The 16,760-nt window shown below is 65.4% G+C and carries 12 protein-coding genes; 5 read left to right on the forward strand and 7 right to left on the reverse strand.

From position 1 onward, the window contains the following. Window positions 1-10: 10 nt before the first annotated feature. Window positions 11-877: a 3-methyl-2-oxobutanoate hydroxymethyltransferase gene (gene panB, locus E8M83_RS17540; RefSeq protein ID WP_373995059.1), complete on the reverse strand. Its 867-nt coding sequence runs from the start codon at window positions 875-877 to the stop codon at window positions 11-13. 378 nt (window positions 878-1,255) lie between these two features. Here panB and E8M83_RS17545 point away from each other — a divergent pair, with 378 nt between their 5' ends. Next, entirely contained in the window at window positions 1,256-1,954 is a 699-nt protein-coding gene (locus tag E8M83_RS17545; protein ID WP_137174637.1) for a choice-of-anchor K domain-containing protein, read from the forward strand. Between the two features lie 80 nt (window positions 1,955-2,034). Here E8M83_RS17545 and E8M83_RS17550 read toward each other — a convergent pair whose 3' ends face one another. The 5 genes from E8M83_RS17550 to hda are packed head-to-tail and all read right to left on the reverse strand — an operon-like array spanning window position 2,035 to window position 5,605. After that, window positions 2,035-2,382 (reverse strand): DMT family protein, encoded by a 348-nt coding sequence (locus E8M83_RS17550; protein ID WP_137174638.1) that lies wholly within the window; start codon window positions 2,380-2,382, stop codon window positions 2,035-2,037. Then, the gene (gene folK / locus E8M83_RS17555) at window positions 2,379-2,867 is read right to left on the reverse strand and encodes a 2-amino-4-hydroxy-6-hydroxymethyldihydropteridine diphosphokinase (protein WP_137174639.1); all 489 of its coding nucleotides are present in this window, start codon (window positions 2,865-2,867) and stop codon (window positions 2,379-2,381) included. Before folK ends, E8M83_RS17550 begins: the two co-directional genes overlap by 4 nt. Further along, a complete protein-coding gene (gene pcnB / locus E8M83_RS17560) occupies window positions 2,864-4,258 on the reverse strand; it encodes a polynucleotide adenylyltransferase PcnB (RefSeq protein ID WP_137174640.1) in 1,395 nt (464 codons plus the stop codon). The genes folK and pcnB overlap by 4 nt, the downstream gene beginning before the upstream one ends. Further along, the gene (locus E8M83_RS17565; RefSeq protein ID WP_137174641.1) at window positions 4,251-4,925 is read right to left on the reverse strand and encodes an HAD family phosphatase; all 675 of its coding nucleotides are present in this window, start codon (window positions 4,923-4,925) and stop codon (window positions 4,251-4,253) included. The genes pcnB and E8M83_RS17565 overlap by 8 nt, the downstream gene beginning before the upstream one ends. Continuing rightward, complete coding sequence (hda, locus tag E8M83_RS17570; RefSeq protein ID WP_137174642.1) at window positions 4,922-5,605, reverse strand: DnaA regulatory inactivator Hda; 684 nt, start codon at window positions 5,603-5,605, stop codon at window positions 4,922-4,924. The genes E8M83_RS17565 and hda overlap by 4 nt, the downstream gene beginning before the upstream one ends. A gap of 168 nt (window positions 5,606-5,773) precedes the next feature. Between hda and purM the strand changes: the two genes are divergently transcribed. Together purM and cysC are read left to right on the forward strand one after the other, a co-directional pair. Then, complete coding sequence (gene purM, locus E8M83_RS17575; protein WP_137174643.1) at window positions 5,774-6,817, forward strand: phosphoribosylformylglycinamidine cyclo-ligase; 1,044 nt, start codon at window positions 5,774-5,776, stop codon at window positions 6,815-6,817. A 4-nt stretch (window positions 6,818-6,821) separates the two neighbouring features. After that, the gene (cysC, locus tag E8M83_RS17580; RefSeq protein ID WP_137174644.1) at window positions 6,822-7,415 is read left to right on the forward strand and encodes an adenylyl-sulfate kinase; all 594 of its coding nucleotides are present in this window, start codon (window positions 6,822-6,824) and stop codon (window positions 7,413-7,415) included. A gap of 2 nt (window positions 7,416-7,417) precedes the next feature. Here cysC and E8M83_RS17585 read toward each other — a convergent pair whose 3' ends face one another. Then, window positions 7,418-9,445, reverse strand: coding sequence for a prolyl oligopeptidase family serine peptidase (locus E8M83_RS17585; protein WP_137174645.1), 2,028 nt, complete (start codon window positions 9,443-9,445; stop codon window positions 7,418-7,420). A 225-nt stretch (window positions 9,446-9,670) separates the two neighbouring features. Between E8M83_RS17585 and E8M83_RS17590 the strand changes: the two genes are divergently transcribed. Beyond that, on the forward strand, window positions 9,671-10,534 hold the full coding sequence (locus E8M83_RS17590) for a sulfotransferase (RefSeq protein ID WP_137174646.1): 864 nt from the start codon (window positions 9,671-9,673) through the stop codon (window positions 10,532-10,534). Further along, window positions 10,531-16,749 (forward strand): Ig-like domain-containing protein, encoded by a 6,219-nt coding sequence (locus E8M83_RS17595; protein WP_137174647.1) that lies wholly within the window; start codon window positions 10,531-10,533, stop codon window positions 16,747-16,749. The genes E8M83_RS17590 and E8M83_RS17595 overlap by 4 nt, the downstream gene beginning before the upstream one ends. The last annotated feature ends 11 nt before the right edge of the window (window positions 16,750-16,760 follow it).

Below are 16,760 nucleotides of genomic sequence, written 5' to 3' on the forward strand. Positions count from 1 at the left end.
GCCGATCCCCTTAGAAGCAGTGCTCCGGCGCCGGGAAGCTGCCGTCCTTCACCGCCGCCACATAGGCCATCACGGCGGCGTCGATGCTGGTCTGGCCGTCCATGAAGTTCTTCACGAAGCGCGCCTTGCGGCCCGGGAACACGCCCAGCAGATCATGCATCACCAGCACCTGGCCCGAGCAGTCGGGGCCGGCGCCGATGCCGATGGTCGGCACCGACAACAGCTCGGTGACTTCCTTGCCCAGCACCGCCGGCACCGCCTCGAGCAGCACCACGGCGGCGCCGGCCGCCTGCAGCGCCAGCGCATCGGCCTTCAGGCGCTCGGCGCCTTCGCCGGTCTTGCCCTGCACCTTGAAGCCGCCCAGCTGGTGCACGAACTGCGGGGTCAGGCCGATGTGCGCGCACACCGGGATGCCGCGCTCGACCAGCAGGCGCACGGTGCCGGCCAGCCAGGCGCCGCCCTCGATCTTGACCATGTGGGCGCCGGCGCGCATCAGCTGCACCGCGCTGTCGTAGGCCTGCTGTGGATTGCCGTAGCTGCCGAAGGGCATATCGGCCAGCACCAGCGCGTTCTTGTTGCCGCGCGCGACCGAGGCCGTGTGGTAGACCATGTCGGCCACCGTCACCGGCAGGGTCGAGTCGTGGCCGGCGCAGACCATGCCCAGCGAATCGCCGATCAGGAGGATCTCGACGCCGCAGCGGTCCATCAGCGAGGCGAAACTGGCGTCGTAGCAGGTCAGCATCGCGATCCTGTCGCCGGCTGCGCGCTTGGCGAGCAGCGCGGGAACGGTCACGGCCTTCGGCAATGCCGGCACCGGCGTCGGCACCGTGGCCGCTGCGGTCGGGGTCATGTCGTTACCCTGCAAATAAGAGCTCATACAAAAAATCCTTTGAAAAACGGAAACGTCCAGACTGCGTAGTGTAATGCGGCGCCCGCGAACGTGCATGCGGGCGTGGAGATCCGGGCAAGCGCCCGGCGCCCGCCCGGCGCGACCGGTACGGGACACCTATCGAAAAACCCATTCAATTAAATCATGTAATCACTCCGCCTTTCGGCGGAGTCGAATATATTTACAGTGCATAAAAGCCGGAAAGTCGGATCGCTGAATAATCAATGGTTTATGCGGTTGGCATGATTCTGGCTTTGCGATAAATCACGCAAAACGACCAGAAAGGAAAATGTAAAACCGACGATTGGATAAGTTGCAAACAACAGCTTGAAATGAAAAACTCATATCCCTGAAAGGACAAGCAAAATGTTGAATCTTCGTTCCGCAATCGGCACCATGACCCTCGCTTTTTCCCTCCTGGCCGTTGCCGGCAATGCCAGTGCAATCACGGTACAAGGCAGTTCGAGTGGCACGTTCGATCCGCTTATTCCCATATTCAATTGCCTTGGGACTTGCAGTACCACGCCGGATGGCAAGCAGATCGAATGGGGGCAACTCGCCACCCCCGGATCCACCCTCAGGACGAACGATCAGGCATGGACCGAAGAAACCAATGCCGTCGGCGTCGTACTGGGTGAACTGGTATGGCTGAACCGTACCACGGCGGATCTTTGGACGCCGGATTTATTCAACGCCATTTTTACGCTGAATATCGGCTTTAGCCAGCCGGATATATCGGACGATAGCGAGCAATTCAATTTCTCCATCACTAATACCAGTAACGGAGACGATACCATCCAGGGCTTGTTGCTGGATGACCTCGATAATTTATCGTTCATCCTTGGTAATGTTACCGTTTCCAATATCCGGTATTCGCTGGTGCCGGGTGCAGGGGAGTTCACATCGAATATCTGGTCCAATGAAGAAGGCGGCACTTCCACCTTGCGCATCCTGGCCGATTTCACCGAAGTGGTCGTCAGCGAAGTGCCTGAACCCGGCTCGCTCACGCTGCTCGGCGCCGGATTGCTCGGATTCGGCCTGCTGCGCCGGCGCCGCAATCATTAATTCGCTGCTGCTGCTGCCGCCGCCGGGTTGCCGGTGAAATGAAAGGGTTGCGCCTTTGCGCAACCCTTTGTCGCTCGTCCTCAGGAACGGAAAATGAAATACACGGCTCCAACCAGGCACAGCCCCGCCCAGACATAATCGAGCTTGAACGGCTCGTTCATGTAGGACATCGCGAACGGCACGAACACGGTCAGGGTGATCGCCTCCTGCATGATCTTGAGCTGGGCCAGCGAGAACTGGGTGTGGCCGATCCGGTTGGCCGGCACCTGCAGCAGGTATTCGAACAGCGCGATGCCCCAGCTGATCAGCGCCGCCACATACCAGGCGCGGTGCTGCAGGCCTTTCAGGTGGCCGTACCAGGCGAAGGTCATGAACACGTTCGACAGGATCAGGAGGCCCGTGGTCTGGGCCCAGACGGGCAGGTTCATGGCGTGTCTTCCGGGGCGAGCCTGGCGATGACCTGGCCGGCCACCAGCGCTGCGAAATTGCGCGCCGGGCCGTGGCCGGGAATGACGATGTCGGGTGCGATCTCGAGCAATGGCTGCAGCACGAAGGCGCGTTCATGCATGCGCGGGTGCGGCACGCTGAGGGTCGGGCTGGCGATCGTCTCGTCGCCATACAGCAGCAGGTCGAGATCGAGCGTGCGCGGCGCGTTGTGGTAGGGCCGCTCGCGGCCATGGGCCTGCTCGATGTCCTGCAGCGCCTTTAACAGGTCGTGCGGCGCCAGGGTGGTGTCGAGGCAGGCCACGGCATTGATGTAGTCGTCGCCGCCCGAATCGATCGGGGCGGTGCGGTACAGGCTCGAGGTATGCAGCAAGGTGCTGCCATCGAGCCGCGCCAGGCGCGCGAGCGCATCGAGCACGTTCGCCTGCGCGTCGCCCAGGTTGGCGCCGATCCCGACCCAGGCCTTCATTCCGACGAATCGCCCGGTGCCGATGGCGTGCCTGCGCCGCCCTCGCCATTGCTCTTGCGCGGACCGCGGCGCGGACGACGCTTCTTGGGCGCACCGCCATTGGCGCCGCCTTCGCGCTCGCGCGTGCTGGCCACGGCCACCAGGCGTTCGCGGTCGCCGCCTTCGGCCGCATAGAACTCGGTCCACCATTCGCCGACTTCGGCCGGCAGTTCACCCGAGGCGCAGCGCAGCAGCAGGAAATCGTAGCCGGCGCGAAAGCGCGGATGTTCCAGCAGCTTGTACGGCGCGCGGCCGGCGCGGCGCTCGAAGCGCGGCTGCATGGCCCAGATGTCGCGCATATCGGTGGCGATGCGGCGCTGCAGCGCCAGGTTCTCGGTCTGCGTTTCGAGCACGGCGTCGGCCGCCAGGTGCAGTGCCGGGATCGGCGCTTCGCCGGCGGCGCGGTAGGCGGTCCATTTCTCGAGCACCTGGTGCCACAGGAGCGAGGCGAACAGGAAGCCGGGAGAGACGCCCTTGCCGGCTTTGACGCGCGCGTCGGTCGAGTCCAGCGCCAGGGTCACGAACTTCATGCCGATCGGCTGCTCCAGCACCACGTCCAGCAATGGCAGCAGGCCGTGGTGCAGGCCGGCCGAGCGCAATTCTTTGAGGCAGGCCAGAGCGTGGCCCGACAGCAGCAGCTTGAGCATCTCGTCGAACACGCGCGCCGCCGGCACGTTGTCGATCAGCGGCGCCATCACGGGGATCGGCGCGCGCGTGGTCGGCTCGATCGTGAAGCCCAGCTTGGCCGCGAAGCGCACCACGCGCAGCATGCGCACCGGGTCTTCGCGGTAGCGCGCCTCGGGCATGCCGATGATGCGCAAGGTCTTGGCGCGGATGTCCTCGATGCCGCCGTGGTAGTCGAGCACCGACTGCGTGGCCGGATCGTAGTACATCGCGTTGATGGTGAAGTCGCGCCGCGCGGCGTCTTCGTGCTGCGGGCCGAAGCTGTTGTCGCGCAATACGCGGCCATGCTCGTCCTTCGGCGCGTTGTCGCTGCCGTTGCCGCGGAAGGTCGTCACCTCGAGCAGGTCTTGCCCGAACATCACGTGCACGATCTGGAACCGGCGGCCGATGATGAAGGCGCGCCGGAACAGTTTTTTCACCTGCTCGGGCGTGGCGTCGGTGGCGATGTCGAAGTCCTTGGGCTTGACCCCCAGCAGCAGGTCGCGCACGGCGCCGCCGACCACAAAAGCCTTGAAGCCGGCTTCCTGCAAGGTCTGCGTGACGCGGATCGCGTTGGAAGAGACGTTCTTGGGGTCGATGCCGTGCTCGGCGGGGCCGAGGATGACAGCTTCGGTCGTGTCGCGCTGGTCTTTCACACCCAGGATTTTACGGATGAATTTTTTAATCATTGAATAGTTGGATGGTTGGCCAGCCCTGCGTGCGCGCATGGGTCGCGAGCGCGGCGCTCGGATTGGTCGCGACCGGATGGGAGACGATGGACAGCAGCGGAATATCGTTGTGCGAATCGCTGTAGAAATGGCTGCGGCCGAAGCTGCCGAACGGCTGCCCCAGGCGTTCCAGCCAGGCGTGCATATGCGTGATCTTGCCCGGGCCCGAGGTCGGGGTGCCGGCCAGGCGTCCGGTGAGTTTGCCTTGTGCATCGACCTCGGGCAGGGCCGCGATATGGTGCTCGACGCCGAAGGCGGCCGCGATCGGCGCCGTGATGTAGTGGTTGGTGGCGGTGATGATCGCCACCAGGTCGCCGGCGTCCTGGTGCTCGCGCACCAGCTTCAGGGCTTGCGGGGTGATCGCCGGCTCGATCACTTCGCGCATATAGCGTGCATGGAGGGCGTCGAGTTCATGGCGCGGAAAGCTCGCCAGGGTGCCGAGCGCGAACTCGAGGTATTCGACCGGGTCGAGCACGCCGGCGTTGTACTGGGCGAAGAAGGCGTCGTTGCGGGCGCGGTAGGCATCGCCGTCGACCGCGCCGACCCGTGCCAGGAACTCGCCCCATTCGTGGTCCGAATCGAGCGGCAGCAGGGTGTGGTCGAGGTCAAACAGGGCAAGGTTTTTCATTCTTTGGGTTCGAGCGGCAGGTTCTCTTGCAACAGCAGGTCGCGCAGCAGGGGCAGCGTGACCGGGCGCTGGGTTTCCAGCGAATACTGGTCCAGCGCGTCCAGCATGGTCGACAGGGAACGCATGTCGCGTTTGAAATGAGACAACAAATAGGGTAACACGCTGGCCGACAGCGTCAAACCGCGCGCCTCGGCGGCGTGTGTCAGCGCTTCGATCTTCTGATCGTCGGACAGGCCATGGATCTGGTACACCAGGCCCCATCCCATGCGCGTGCGCAGGTCTTCGCGTACCCCGAGCACGGCCGGCGGCACCGGGCCGGTGCAGACCATATAGGCACCGTGTTCGCGGATCTGGTTGAACAGGGCGAAGGCGTCGATCTGGCGCTGCGGGCTCAGGCGGTCGCAATCGTCCAGCAGGTAGAGCGTGACGTCGGGGGCGTGCAAGAAAGAGGCGGCCGGCGCGTCGGCCGCGATATAGCGCGCGCCGGGGCTGGCCGCCAGGCCGTGCAGCAGGTGGGTCTTGCCGGCGCCGGTGTCGCCCCACAGGTATGCGAAGTGCTCGCGCGAGCTGCGCTCGGCGAACAGGTGCATCAGGTGCGCCAGTTCGGCATTCGCCCCGACCTGGAAGGTGTCGAGGCTCTGGGCCGGCTCGGCGCCTAAATCGAGCACCAGCTGTTTCATGGCGTGGGCCGTTTCATGCCTGACGTGGGGAAAAATGGCATGCCAGTAAGGTCAAGTTTCGTTGTTATCTTCGTTAAACGGCTTATGAGTGGAACCGTTTTGCTAAAATAGTGGATTGACCAGTTTCGCCGGTCGCCTCCTATTTTACCGCCTCCGCTGCCAAATACCATGAGCCAACCATCTAATGTTTCTCTCTCCTACCGCGACGCGGGTGTCGATATCGATGCCGGCGACGCCCTGGTCGAAGCGATCAAGCCCCTCGCCAAGCGCACCATGCGCGAAGGCGTACTGGGCGGCATCGGCGGCTTCGGCGGTCTGTTTGAGATCAGCAAGAAGTTCAAGGAACCGGTCCTGGTATCCGGCACTGACGGCGTGGGCACCAAGCTCAAGCTGGCGTTCGAACTGAACCGCCACGACACGGTCGGCATCGACTTGGTCGCCATGAGCGTCAACGACATCCTGGTGCAGGGCGCCGAGCCGCTGTTCTTCCTCGATTACTTTGCTTGCGGCAAGCTGGATGTGGCGACCGCCACCGCCGTGGTCTCGGGCATCGCCAAGGGCTGCGAAGAGTCGGGCTGCGCCCTGCTGGGCGGTGAAACCGCTGAAATGCCGGGCATGTACCCGGACGGCGAATACGACCTGGCCGGCTTCGCCGTCGGCGCGGTCGAAAAATCGCAGATCATCGACGGCTCAAGAATCGTTCCCGGCGACGTGGTGCTGGGCCTGGCGTCGTCGGGCATTCACTCGAACGGCTACTCGCTGGTGCGCAAGATTATTCAAGTAGCCAATCCCGACCTCGAATCCGATTTCCACGGCCGCAAGCTGGCCGACGTGCTGATGGCGCCGACCCGCCTCTACGTCAAGCCGCTGCTGGCGCTGATGGCGTCGATGGAAGTCAAGGGCCTGGTGCACATCACCGGTGGCGGCCTGGTCGAGAACATCCCGCGCGTGCTGCAAGACAACCTGACCGCGGTGCTGGACGGTTCGTCGTGGACCATGCCGCCGCTGTTCAAGTGGCTGCAGCAGCACGGCGGCGTGGCCGATGCCGAGATGCACCGCGTGTTCAACTGCGGCATCGGCATGACCGTGATCGTCTCGAAAGAGAACGCGGATGCCGCGTTCGCCCAGCTCGAAGCGGCCGGCGAGACCGTGTACCGCATCGGCGAGATCCGCGCCCGCGAAGAAGGCCAGGCGCAGACCGTCGTCCTGTAAGCGCATGACCTTGCCCGCGCCGTCCACTCCCGTCCTTGGCGACGAGCGGCGCGCGCGGGCCGGCCACGGCGGCGCCGTGGTCTGGATCACGGGGCTTTCCGGCGCCGGCAAGACCACCCTGGCCGAAGCCGCCGAGCGTGCCCTGTTCGAACGCGGCTGCAATGTGTTCGTGCTCGATGGCGACAAGGTGCGCGGCGGGTTGTGCGCCGACCTTGGTTTTTCCCTCCCCGAACGTTCCGAGAATATCCGCCGCATTGGCGAAGTGGCGCGCCTGTTCCATCGGGCGGGCCAGGTCGTGCTGGTGTCGGTTATTTCTCCGCTGCGCGCCGACCGCGAGCGTGCGCGGGCGCTGGTGCCGGCGCCAGATTTCATCGAAGTGTATTGCCGCTGCCCGCTGGCGGTGTGCGAAGCGCGCGACCCGAAAGGCTTGTACCGCAAGGCGCGGGCCGGCCAACTGCCGGAGTTCACCGGCATTTCCTCTCCCTATGAAGCACCCGAGACGCCAGAGGTGCTGGTCGACAGCGCCACCTCGTCGGTCGGCGACGAGGTGGCGAAGCTGCTGGACGCGTTGCAGCGGCGCGGCATCATCGCCGCCTGAGATCAGCGCGCGGCGCCGCTGCCGATATGCTTGTCGAGGAATTTCTCGACCCGGGTATAGAAGTCGATGCGGTTCTTTTCCAGGCCCCAGCCGTGGCCTTCGTCAGGATACTCGACCCACTCGACGTTCTTGTTGGTGCGCGTGACGGCGTTGCGGAAGCCGGTGCCGTGGTTGATCGGCACGCGCCGGTCGACGCCCCCATAGGCCAGCAGCAGCGGTTGCGTGATGCGCGCGGCCTGCTGGATCGGCGACGTGGCCTTGAAGCGCTCGGCATCCTTGACCGGGTCGCCGATCAGTTCGGGCATGCCGTATACCTTCCATTCCTCGGACATGTCCGAAGTAAAGTTCCAGCCATTGTCGAACAGCAGGCCGATGTCGGTGACGCCGACCCAGTTGATGCCGCATTTGTACAGGTCCGGATCCTTGACCAGGCCCATCAGGGTGGCATAGCCGCCATAGCTGGCGCCGGCGATGCAAACGCGCTGCGGGTCGACCGTTCCCTGCTTGGCCAGCCAGTGCACGCCGTCGGCCAGGTCGTCCTGCATCGACAGGCCCCATTGCTTCCAGCCGGCCTTGAAGTGCTTGGCGCCGTAGCCCGTGCTGCCGCGGAAATCGGGCTCCAGCACGGCGTAGCCGCGCGAGGCGAGGAATTGCGCGTCCGGGTTCCAGCCCCAGGAGGCGCCGCGCACATAGGGGCCGCCGTGCACCAGCATCACCATCGGCAGGTTCTTGTGTCCCTTGCCGGGCGGTAGGGTCAGCAGGGCGGGGATGTCGAGGCCATCGCGTGCCCTGTAGCGCACGAACTGCTGGCGTCCCATCCGGGCCGGGTCCAGGCCGGGGCGGGAGTCGCCGATCTTGTTCAGCAGGCCCGTCGTCTTGTTGTACAGGGCGTAGCTGGGCGCATACACGTCCGAATACGAATACACCAGCACCCATGGCGAATCGGCCTGGGCCGGCACCGAGACCAGGTTGATGGTGGCCGGCAGCAGCTTGTCGAGTTTTTCCTGGACCTGCTTCATGCCCGGGTCGAACCATTCGTTCGAAGAGGCATCGGTAGTGAAGGCCACGCCCAGCATGGCGGCGCGGTTGGCGACCAGCCGGCCCGCGAAGTCGTAGCCGGGCGCGACCAGCACCGGCTCGGGACCGAGCTTGCCGGCGGCGACGTCGAAGGTATGCAGGGCGGTGGTGTCCTTGCCGTTGCGCGCCGCCACATACAGCGTGCCGTCCGGCGCGAAGCCGACCGGTTCGATGGCGTGGCTGCCGTCGCCATAGGCCTTGTAGCTGGTCATCACGCGCCAGTCGCCGCTGGCCGGCTCGCGGTAGTGCAGGGTCACGGTGCCTTCGGCGATGGTGGTGACGATGCGCGGCTCGCCCTTGTGGTCGAGCATCCAGCCGCGCGCATTGCCGGGGCGCGGGACGGTCCGGCTGAAGCCGGTCACCGTGTCCACGCGCAGCAGGTCGACGTAGCGTGGCTCGCCGCGCATATCGAAGGCGGGCTGGACGACGTAGATTTCGTTCGAATCCTGCAGGCCCTTCTGGCCCAGCAGGAAGGTATTCCAGGGCAGCAGCTTGCGCGCGGCCCTGGGGCCGCCGGCCACCATGCCGCCGCCGGTGCGCTCGGCCAGTTGCACGAACCTGCCGCCGTCGCGGTCGACCGCGTACAGGCCGGGGGCGGTGCGCATATTGCCCTGGCCGACCGTCCGGTCGCGGGTGTCGAACACGATGCGTTCATTATTGACCCACTCGAATTCCCCGACGTCGGAGTCGGTATACGAGGCGACGATCTTGCCGCTATTGTTCTGCAGGTCGACCACGACCAGGAAATCGCGCTGGTCCTTGGCGCTTGAACGCGCCGCCAGGTAGCGGGCATCGGGCGACAGCTTTGCGCCGCCGAGGGCGACATTGGCGTAGAAGGCGGAGATCGGCGGCGGCGCGGCCGCGGCGGCTGGCGCCTGGGCCAGGGCCGGGACTGCGCACAGGGCGGACGCGGCAAGAAGCGCGGCGCCTACGGCGCGGGTAAATACAGGCATGGGGTTTTTCCGTGAAAATCGTTGTTATATGGCCGGTGTCGGCAGTGCCAGCCTAGCATTTCATGTGTGGCTGAAATCTCATCAATTTTCACGACCGAGGCAGCGTCTTTGAGTTGTCATGCTGAAAATACCACGGGTATCGATTGTTGTTGTTGCCTTGAGGCTACTTCTCAAGCATTATCGGCCGATACTCGATCGCGTTACCATCCTGCCTGTCGGTGCCCCATGACTTCCTTGCCTGCCGTTTCACAGCAAAAATTCCATTTCATCTCCGGCCTGCCGCGCTCGGGCTCGACCCTGTTATCCGGCATCCTGCTGCAAAACCCGCGCTTTCATGCAGGCATGAGTAGTCCAGTGGGGTCGCTGTGCAATGCCGTGTTGGGCCAGGTCAGCGCCGGCAGCGAATTCGCATCCATGGTCGGGCGCGACAAGCGCCGCCAACTGCTGCGCGGGCTGTTCGATTCCTATTATTCGGATGTCGGACGCGAGGTCGTGTTCGACACCAGCCGCTCCTGGTGCGCCCGTATGCCGCTGGTGCGCGATCTGTTCCCGGAGGCGAAAGTGATCGCCTGCGTGCGCAGCGTGGCCTGGATCATGGACAGCTTTGAACGCCTGTACCGCGCCAATCCGTATGAACACACACGCCTGTTCGGCAGCGCGGGCGCGCGCGGCACCGTGACCAGCCGCCTGGAAGGCCTGGGCCAGCACGACGGCACCGTCGGCCATCCCTGGGCCGCCCTGCGCGAAGCCTTCTATGGCGAGCATGCGTCGTCGCTGCTGCTGGTCGATTACGAATTGCTGGCGCGCGCGCCGGCCAAGGTCATCCCGCTGGTGTACGACTTCCTGGGCGAACCGCATTTCGCGCATGACTTCGACAACGTCGAGTATGACGCCGAGGAGTTCGATACCCGGCTCGGCGCGCCGGGGCTGCACAAGGTGCGCTCGCGCGTGGAGTACAAGCCGCGCCAGACCATCATCCCGCCCGATTTGTTCGACCGATTCGACAAGATGTCCTTCTGGACCGATACGGTCGGCAGCGCCGCCAATGTGATCGCACCGCAGAACGCACAACAAGGAAAACAAGCATGACGTCCAAACACCAGCAGGCCGCCCTCGGTGAATTGTTCATCGCATCGACCCCGAACCCGGCCATCGACGCCGCCGTATTCAGCCAGACCGTGCCGGAACTGGCAATTGCCGCCGCGCGCAAGGAAATCGTCTTCATCGACGATCAGGTGCCGGATATCGAGGTGCTGGTCCGCGGCTTCGGCGCGGGCAAGGAGATTGTGATCCTGGACTCGAGGCAGGACGGGTTGCGGCAGATCGCCGACGCGGTGGCGGGGCGTACAGGCATCGATGCCCTGCACATCATTTCGCATGGGGCCGAAGGACGCATCGCATTGGGGTCGACGACCATCGACGGCGCCAACCTGCCCGCCAACAGTGCGCTGCTGCAGACGATCGGCGCCAGCCTGGCCGAAGGCGCCGACATCCTGCTGTATGGCTGCAAGGTCGGCGCCGGTGCCGGCCAGGCGTTGGTCGACCAGTTGGCGATCGCCACCGGCGCCGACGTCGCGGCGTCGGATGACCTGACCGGCAACGCGGCGCTCGGCGGTGACTGGCGGCTGGAGATCAACAGCGGCGACATCGAGACGGCGGCCCTGGTCGATCCAGCGCTGGCGGCGCTGTACCAGCACACCCTGGCCATTTCCAGCACCATCAACTTCAGCACCGCCGGGAACTTCGACAGCAAAGGTACGCAAGTGTACGCGAACGCGAACGCCGCCTACGATGTCGTCTATAACGTCCGCGGCGACAGCAACTATCAGTTGACCATCGATGGGAAAACCCGCGATGTCGCGTTCTATGACAAAGGCTACGTTGGGAATGACGTCCAGGGCAAGCATGAGACGATGCTGACCTTCTCGTTCGGCGCCGACAAGGTATTCACGCCCAATTTGATCAGGATCGCCAATGCCAATACCCAATTCCAGGTGCAGAATCTGATTTTCCAGGCCTATGACGCCAAGGGCGACCGGATGGGCGCTCCCGTGCCCTTCGATACCATCAGGACCGGCAACGAAGTCGCCTACGTCGATGTGTCGTTCCTGAACCTGGTCGGCATCGCCAAGCTGACGCTGAAGGCCGACCAATCGTCATTCGGCGGCATGATGTCCCCGCTGATGATCGACGAATTCGTGGTGTCGGACATCCGGCCCGCGGTCACCGTACCGGCCGTGGTCTCGGTGTCGGCCGCCCCGGCGTACGACACGGCCCATAAGGAGGGCGGCACCATCCTGGTCAGCGTAACCTTCGACCAGGCGGTCGACGTCACCGGCACCCCGGCCCTGCTGCTGGCAACCGGCGTCCCCGGCAGGCAGGCGACCTATGTCGACGGCAGTGGCACCAAGGTGCTGGTCTTCAGCTACACGGTGGCCGCCGGCGACGACTCGCCTGATCTCGATTACGCCGGCACCACGGCGTTACTGCCCAACGGCGGCAGCATCCGGCTCGCCGGTGACAGTACCGACGCCGTGCTGACCCTGCCCGCGCCGGGCACAGCCGGCTCGCTCGGTGCCAACAACGCCATCGTGCTCGATACGACGGCCCCGACGCTGGCCATCACCGATAACGCCAGCGCCCCCCTGAAGGTCGGCCAGAGCACGACCATCAGCTTCACCTTCAGCGAAGCAGTCAAGGATTTCACGACCGAGGACATCAAGGTCACCGGCAGCGGCGGCATCATCACCTCCCTGACGCCCAATGGCAACAACACGATCTTCACCGCCACCTTCAACCCGCAGGCGGGTGTGGATAATGGGTCGGCAACCATCACGGTGGACCCGGGCGTTTACACCGACCAGGCCGGCAACGGCGGCGGCGGCAACTCGGATGCGATCGCCTTCGATACCAGGGCGCCGGGCACCACCGTATCGAACGTGACGTTCTCGGCGGATACCGGCGTCCCTGGCGACCTGGTGACGTCGGTTGCGGCGCAGACCCTCAGGGGCGCGATCAGCGCCGACCTCGGCGATGGGGAAAAGGTCCAGGTATCACTCGATGGCGCGACCTGGAACGAAGCCACGACCAGTGGCCGTACCTGGGAACTGGCCGCGACGCTGGCCCTGGCAGAAGGCACCCTGCGGGTGCGCGTCGTGGACGCCGCCGGCAATGCCGGCCCGGTCTTCGACGAAGACTACCGGTACGACTTCAGCGCGCCAGGCAAGCCGTCCACCCCCGACCTGACGGATGCGTCGGACAGCGGCAACGACAAGCAGGACAACATCACCGGCGTCACCACGCCCACCGTCACCGGCACCGCCGAGAAAGATGCGACCATCACCCTGTATGCCGATGGCGAAGCGGTCGGCACCGCCAAGGCCGATACCGACGGCAAGTGGAGCGTCACGGTCGACGAGGCGCTTGGCGGCGGTGCCTATGCCTTCACGGTCAGGGCGACCGACCTCGCCGGCAACCAGGGTGTGGCCTCGGATGCGCTCGACGTCACGATCGTCACCGCCTCGCCAGCAACGGTCAACCTGAGCTTCAGCCTGGAGATGGACACCGGCATTCCGGGCGACCGCATCACCAACGTCGCGGCCCAGCTGCTGCAGGGCGAGCTGTCCGCCGCCCTCGGCGCCGGCGAGAAGGTCCAGGTCCGTATTGCCGATGGCAGCTGGCAGGAAGCCACGATCGTTCAGGGCACCACTGGCTGGACGCTGCACACGACCCTCGCGCCGGGCGCGAATGACGTCGAGGTGCGGGTCATCAATGCAATCGGCAATCCCGGCCCGGTCAGCGCATACGAGTATGAGCTCGACACCGACGCGCCGACCATCGAGATCGAGAGCGACAAGCTTGAGCTCAAGGCCGGCGAGACCGCGACCATCACCTTCACCTTCAGCGACGCGCCAGGCGCGGCATTCACCGAGGACGACATCGAGGTCACCGGCGGCACCCTGTCCGAATTCGATGGCGAGGGCCTTGTCTGGACCGCGCTGTTCATGCCGGATGCCAACACCGAGAATGGGACGGCCAGCATCTCGATCGGCGCCGACCTGCTCACCGACCTGGCCGGCAACAAGAGCGCGGCCGCGGTGCCGGTGGCGCTGACCTTCGACACGCTGCGGCCCGTGACCAGCGCGCCGGTGCTGGCGGCGGCTAGCGACATCGGCTGGTCGAACGCAGACGGGGTCACCGCCATTTCACGGCCGAACTTCACCGGCACCGCCGAGTCCGGCGCTACGGTCACCCTGTACGACGCTAACGACAACGTGATCGGCAGCGGCACCGCCGTCAACGGCAACTGGTCGATCACGCCGGTCGCCGACCTGGCCAACGGCAAGCACACGATCAGCGCCAGGGCGCTCGACGTCAACGGCAATGAGAGCGAGCTGGTCGCGGGCCAGGAAATCACGATCGATACCACCCCGCCGACCGTGACGATAACCAGCGACGTCGACAAGCTCAAGATCGGCGAAACCGCCACCATCACCTTCACCTTCAGTGAGGACCCGGGCGCCACCTTCACCCGCGCAGACGTCACGGTCGCCGGCGGCACGCTGGGCGAGCTGGAGAAAGACGGCCTGACGTTCACCGCCGTGTTCACCCCGACCGACGACGCCAACGCCACTACCGCCAGCATCACGATCGGGGCCGGCTCTTATATCGACCAAGCTGGCAATAATGGCGGCCCCGGCCTCACCCCGATGCTGTCGTTCGACACCAGGGCGCCGGGGGCGCCATCGGTCCCCGACCTGGACCCTGAGTCGGACACCGGCACCTCGGACGAGGATGAAATCACTGGCGACACCATCCCGACTTTCAGCGGCACGGCCGAAGCGGGCGTCACGGTTACGCTGTTCGCCAACGGCGTCGAGATCGGCTCGGCCGTCGCGAACGGCGGCAGCTGGAGCATCACCAGCCAGGTCGTGCTGGTGGCGGACGAATACGACATCACCGCCGTTGCGACCGATGCGTTCGGCAACGAGGGGCCGCCATCGGATCCGCTCAGGATCGAGATCTCCACCAACGCGCCGACGACCGTGGCGACCAGCCTGAAGTTTTCCGCCGATACCGGCGTCTCGCAGACCGACCTCGTCACCAAGACCGCGGCGCAGACCATCAGCGGTGCGCTCAACGCAGACCTGAAGGCCGGCGAATACGTCGAAGTGTCGGTCGACGGCGGCAAGAACTGGAACCGCGCGAGCGTCGAAGCCGACGGCTGGTCAATCGCGACCACGCTGGTCGTGGGCGAGGAAGCCGTCGCGGTGCGGGTGGCCAACGCCATCGGCAACACCGGCACGGAATACTCCAGGAACTACCATCTCGACACCCTGGCCCCGGGTGTGACGATCACCAGCAATGTGGATGAACTCAAGCGCGGCGAGAACGCGACCATCACCTTCACATTTACCGAAGATCCGGGTGCGACCTTCACCTGGAACGGCGCGGCGGGCGACGTGGTCGTGAGCGGCGGTACCCTGACAGAGATCAGCGGCAGCGGCGCCACGCGCACGGCCACCTTCATGCCGACCGACGGCTTCGAGGGCAACGCCAGCATCACGGTCGCCGGCGGCGGCTATACCGACCTGGCGGGTAATGTCGGTACCGATGGCGCGACTCCGACGCTGGCGATCGACACCAGTGCGCCGGATGCACCGGACGCGCCGAAGCTGGCCGTCGACAGCGATACCGGCGAAAAAGGCGACGGCCGCACCGAGAGCACCACCCAGGTCATCGAGGGCGGTGGCGCGCAGCCGGGCGCCATGGTTCACCTGTACAACGGCAACCAGCGGATCGGTTCCAGCCAGGCCAATGCCGAAGGTCTGTGGAGCATCGACGTCGCGTTGGGGGGCGGTACCTATGCCCTGAGCGTGACCCAGGATGACGAGGCCGGCAATGAATCGGCCAAGAGCGATCCATTCCAGTTGACGGTCACGGTATCGAACCCGAACCCGAACCCGAACCCGAACCCGAATCCGGATCCCGATCCGACCCCGAATCCGACCCCGAATCCGCCGACCGTGATCGACGGCATGCCGGTCACGACCACGCCGGTGACCCTGCCGGGAGGCGTGCGCGGCACGACGGTCGCCGTGCCGATCGTCACGGGCGGGCGCGACGAAACGGATGGCCAGGCCAGCCTGGCCGACATCCCGCTGGCCACCAGTGGTGGCCAGACCCAGTTGCTGGCGCAACTGCCGACAGGTTACGGCTTGTCGACCAGCGGCGCCAGCGTCGGCGCAGCAAGCGGGCTGGAATTCCTGATCGCCTCGATCAGGGCCGCCACGCCGACCCATGCGCCGGACGACCAGGGCCACCTCGTCCAGAACGGCACCACGTTCCTGCAGGGCCTGAGCTACAGCTCGCTGCTGGTGCACACCGTGAAGCCTGTCAGCAACCTGGGCACGACCAATGCGCTGGTCCTGACCGGACCCAATCCGGGCGGCAACCTGGGCACTGCCCTGGTGATCGAGACCGCCGGCCTGGCGAACGATGCGAGGATGGAACTGGTCGACATCGATTTCGCTGCCCTGGTCGGCGCCGCGACGGTGTTCACCGGCAGCAACGGCGCCATCCTGGCAGGCGACGGCGCCAGCCAGCACTTCACGGTCCTGGCGGGCGGCAACAACGGCGTGTTCGCCGGCGGCGGCAGCGACCTGCTCACGTTCGCCCCCGCTGTACCGGTGGATCAGGGCTCGGCCAGCGGCCGCGCCAGCGCGCAGCAGGTCGCGGCCAGCGGCGCCTCGACGCTGCACGGCGGCCAGGGGAGCGACGCGGTCACGTTCGCGGGTAAGCGCGAGGACTTCGACGTCGTGTTCCACCACGGCCATGTGGTCGTCAACAGCAAGGCCGCGCCGGATGCCAAGGCGCTGGTGGTCAATGTCGAGCAACTGCAGTTCAGCGATGGCGCTGTCGCGGTGGAGAATGCCGCGGGCTTGACGACGCTGGCCGGCATGTACCAGACCGTGCTCGGACGCCAGGCCGACCTGTACGGCTTCGAGTTCTGGGCCGAGCGCCGTGACGATGGCGTCAGCTGGGGCGCGATTGCGCTGGACATGGTCGCATCGGCCGAGCGCCTGGCGCAGCATGGCGATTTCAACGGCGATGCCGCCAACGATATCGGGCTGCTCTACCAGGCATTGTTCGACCGCGCGGCGGATGCGGCTGGGCTCGCGTTCTGGACGGCGGCGATGACGGAGCGCGGCATGACCCTGGAACAGGTCGCCGGCAACTTCGTCGAGTCGGTCGAGATGGTCGGCCACCAGCGCGGCGCGCTGGACTGGGACTTCCAGGTCTGAGCCACGGGCAG

This window comes from Massilia sp. HP4 (genome assembly GCF_005222695.1).
Taxonomy (GTDB): Bacteria; Pseudomonadota; Gammaproteobacteria; order Burkholderiales; family Burkholderiaceae_D; genus Telluria.